This window comes from Cohaesibacter marisflavi (assembly GCF_900115225.1).
Classification (GTDB): domain Bacteria; phylum Pseudomonadota; class Alphaproteobacteria; order Rhizobiales; family Cohaesibacteraceae; genus Cohaesibacter; species Cohaesibacter marisflavi.
Genome location: NZ_FOVR01000034.1, coordinates 2,501 through 5,635 on the forward strand (window position 1 = coordinate 2,501; position 3,135 = coordinate 5,635).

Genomic DNA, 3,135 nt, shown 5'->3' on the forward strand with positions numbered 1-3,135 from the left:
AGTGATCTATAGACTGCTTGGCCTGCTTGTGCCGAGTGGATGGTTACTGATTTGAATGACTTCATTTGAAGTCTCATTCGATTGAATGAGTATAGAAAATGAGAGTGATCAAGTGTCTTAAGGGCGTTTGGTGGATGCCTTGGCGACAAGAGGCGATGAAAGACGTGGTACGCTGCGAAAAGCCATGGGGAGCTGCGAACAAGCTTTGATCCGTGGATATCTGAATGGGGAAACCCACCCGCAAGGGTATCTTGGCCTGAATATATAGGGTCAAGAGGCGAACGCAGGGAACTGAAACATCTAAGTACCTGTAGGAAAGGACATCAACAGAGACTCCGTTAGTAGTGGCGAGCGAACGCGGACCAGGCCAGTGCTTCATATTTTTTAACCTGAATAGTCTGGAAAGGCTAACCGAAGAGGGTGACAGTCCTGTAGGGGTGTTAAAGATATGAAGACTTGAGTAGGGCGGGGCACGTGAAACCTTGTCTGAACATTGGGGGACCACCCTCAAAGCCTAAGTACTCCTTGTCGACCGATAGTGAACAAGTACCGTGAGGGAAAGGTGAAAAGCACCCCGACGAGGGGGGTGAAAGAGATCCTGAAACCGAACGCCTACAAGCAGTCGGAGCCCGCAAGGGTGACGGCGTACCTTTTGTATAATGGGTCAGCGACTTAATTTATCGAGCAAGCTTAAGCCGTTAGGTGTATGCGCAGCGAAAGCGAGTCTTAATAGGGCGTTAGTTCGATGGATTAGACCCGAAACCGGGTGATCTAGCTATGAGCAGGCTGAAGGTGCGGTAACACGCACTGGAGGGCCGAACCCACGCCTGTTGAAAAAGGCGGGGATGACTTGTTGCTAGGGGTGAAAGGCCAATCAAACCCGGAGATAGCTGGTTCTCCGCGAAATCTATTTAGGTAGAGCGTGGGATGAATACCTTGGGGGGTAGAGCACTGGATGGGCTAGGGGGTCTCACCGACTTACCAAACCTAACCAAACTCCGAATACCCAAGAGTACTATCCTGCAGACACACGGCGGGTGCTAACGTCCGTCGTGGAGAGGGCAACAACCCTGACCGCCAGTTAAGGTCCCTAAGTCATGGCTAAGTGGGAAAGGATGTGAGGATCCCAAAACAACCAGGATGTTGGCTTAGAAGCAGCCATCATTTAAAGAAAGCGTAACAGCTCACTGGTCTAAATAAGGGTCTTTGCGCCGAAAATGTAACGGGGCTAAAGCCATGCACCGAAGCTGCGGGTGTAGCTTATGCTACGCGGTAGCGGAGCGTTCTGTAGGCTGATGAAGGGTGACCTGTGAGGGCACCTGGAAGTATCAGAAGTGCGAATGCTGACATGAGTAACGATAAAGAGTGTGAGAGACACTCTCGCCGAAAGTCCAAGGGTTCCTGTGCAATGCTAATCAGCGCAGGGTTAGTCGGCCCCTAAGGCGAGGCAGAAATGCGTAGTCGATGGGAATGAGGTTAATATTCCTCAACCAGTGGGATGTGACGAATTCCGGTAGTTGTATTGTCTTATTGGATTGATGATGCAGCGTAGGAGTTCCAGGAAATAGCACCCACATTAGACCGTACCCTAAACCGACACAGGTGGACAGGTAGAGTATACCAAGGCGCTTGAGAGAACTATGCTGAAGGAACTCGGCAAATTGCTCCCGTAAGTTCGCGAGAAGGGAGACCCGTTAGAAGGCAACTTTTAGCGGGTGGCACAGACCAGGGGGTTGCGACTGTTTATCAAAAACACAGGGCTCTGCGAAGCCGCAAGGCGACGTATAGGGTCTGACGCCTGCCCGGTGCCGGAAGGTTAAGAGGAGATGTGAGAGCATCGAATTGAAGCCCCGGTAAACGGCGGCCGTAACTATAACGGTCCTAAGGTAGCGAAATTCCTTGTCGGGTAAGTTCCGACCTGCACGAATGGCGTAACGACTTCCCCGCTGTCTCCAGCATAGACTCAGTGAAATTGAATTCCCCGTGAAGATGCGGGGTTCCTGCGGTCAGACGGAAAGACCCCGTGAACCTTTACTATAGCTTTGCGCTGACAGTTGTGTTGGCATGTGTAGGATAGGTGGTAGGCTTTGAAGTTTGGGCGCCAGCTCAGATGGAGCCATCCTTGAAATACCACCCTTGTTGTCATGGCTGTCTAACCGCGGTCCGTTATCCGGATCCGGGACAGCGCATGGTGGGTAGTTTGACTGGGGCGGTCGCCTCCCAAAGAGTAACGGAGGCGCGCGATGGTTGGCTCAGACCGGTCGGAAATCGGTCGTTGAGTGCAATGGCATAAGCCAGCCTGACTGCGAGACTGACAAGTCGAGCAGAGACGAAAGTCGGTCATAGTGATCCGGTGGTCCCGTGTGGAAGGGCCATCGCTCAACGGATAAAAGGTACTCCGGGGATAACAGGCTGATGATGCCCAAGAGTCCATATCGACGGCATTGTTTGGCACCTCGATGTCGGCTCATCGCATCCTGGGGCTGGAGCAGGTCCCAAGGGTTTGGCTGTTCGCCAATTAAAGCGGTACGTGAGCTGGGTTCAGAACGTCGTGAGACAGTTCGGTCCCTATCTGCCGTGGGCGCAGGAGAATTGAAAGGAGCTGACCCTAGTACGAGAGGACCGGGTTGGACGCACCTCTGGTGGACCTGTTGTGGCGCCAGCCGCATTGCAGGGTAGCTATGTGCGGAAGGGATAACCGCTGAAAGCATCTAAGCGGGAAGCCCACCTTGAGACGAGTTCTCCCTGAGAGCCGTGGAAGACCACCACGTTGATAGGTCAGGTGTGGAAGCGCGGTAACGTGCGAAGCTTACTGATACTAATAGCTCGATAGGCTTGATTACTCTCATTTGTCTATATTCATTCAAGGCTACTTTTGCTCCGCAAAAGTGCTAAAACTAAGCGATAGGCGCTTTTTGCTCTAGCAAAACGCCGGTAGCTCAACCAGCTTCTCTGTTTGTTATTCGCCGGCCCGGTGGTTATGGCGAGGACACCAAACCCGATCCCATCCCGAACTCGGCCGTTAATATCCTCTGCGCCAATGGTACTCCGTCTTAAGACGTGGGAGAGTAGGTCGCTGCCGGGCCTGCTAATAACAAACATTCAAAAACCCCCCGTGCTCCATAAGCCGGGGGG

2 rRNA genes are annotated in these 3,135 nt (G+C 52.7%); both read left to right on the forward strand.

Annotation, left to right across the window (positions count from 1 at the left end):
• The first annotated feature begins 106 nt into the window (after window positions 1–106).
• Window positions 107–2,843, forward strand: a 23S ribosomal RNA gene (locus BM258_RS24065).
• Between the two features lie 127 nt (window positions 2,844–2,970).
• A 5S ribosomal RNA gene (gene rrf, locus BM258_RS24070) occupies window positions 2,971–3,085 on the forward strand.
• Window positions 3,086–3,135: the final 50 nt, after the last annotated feature.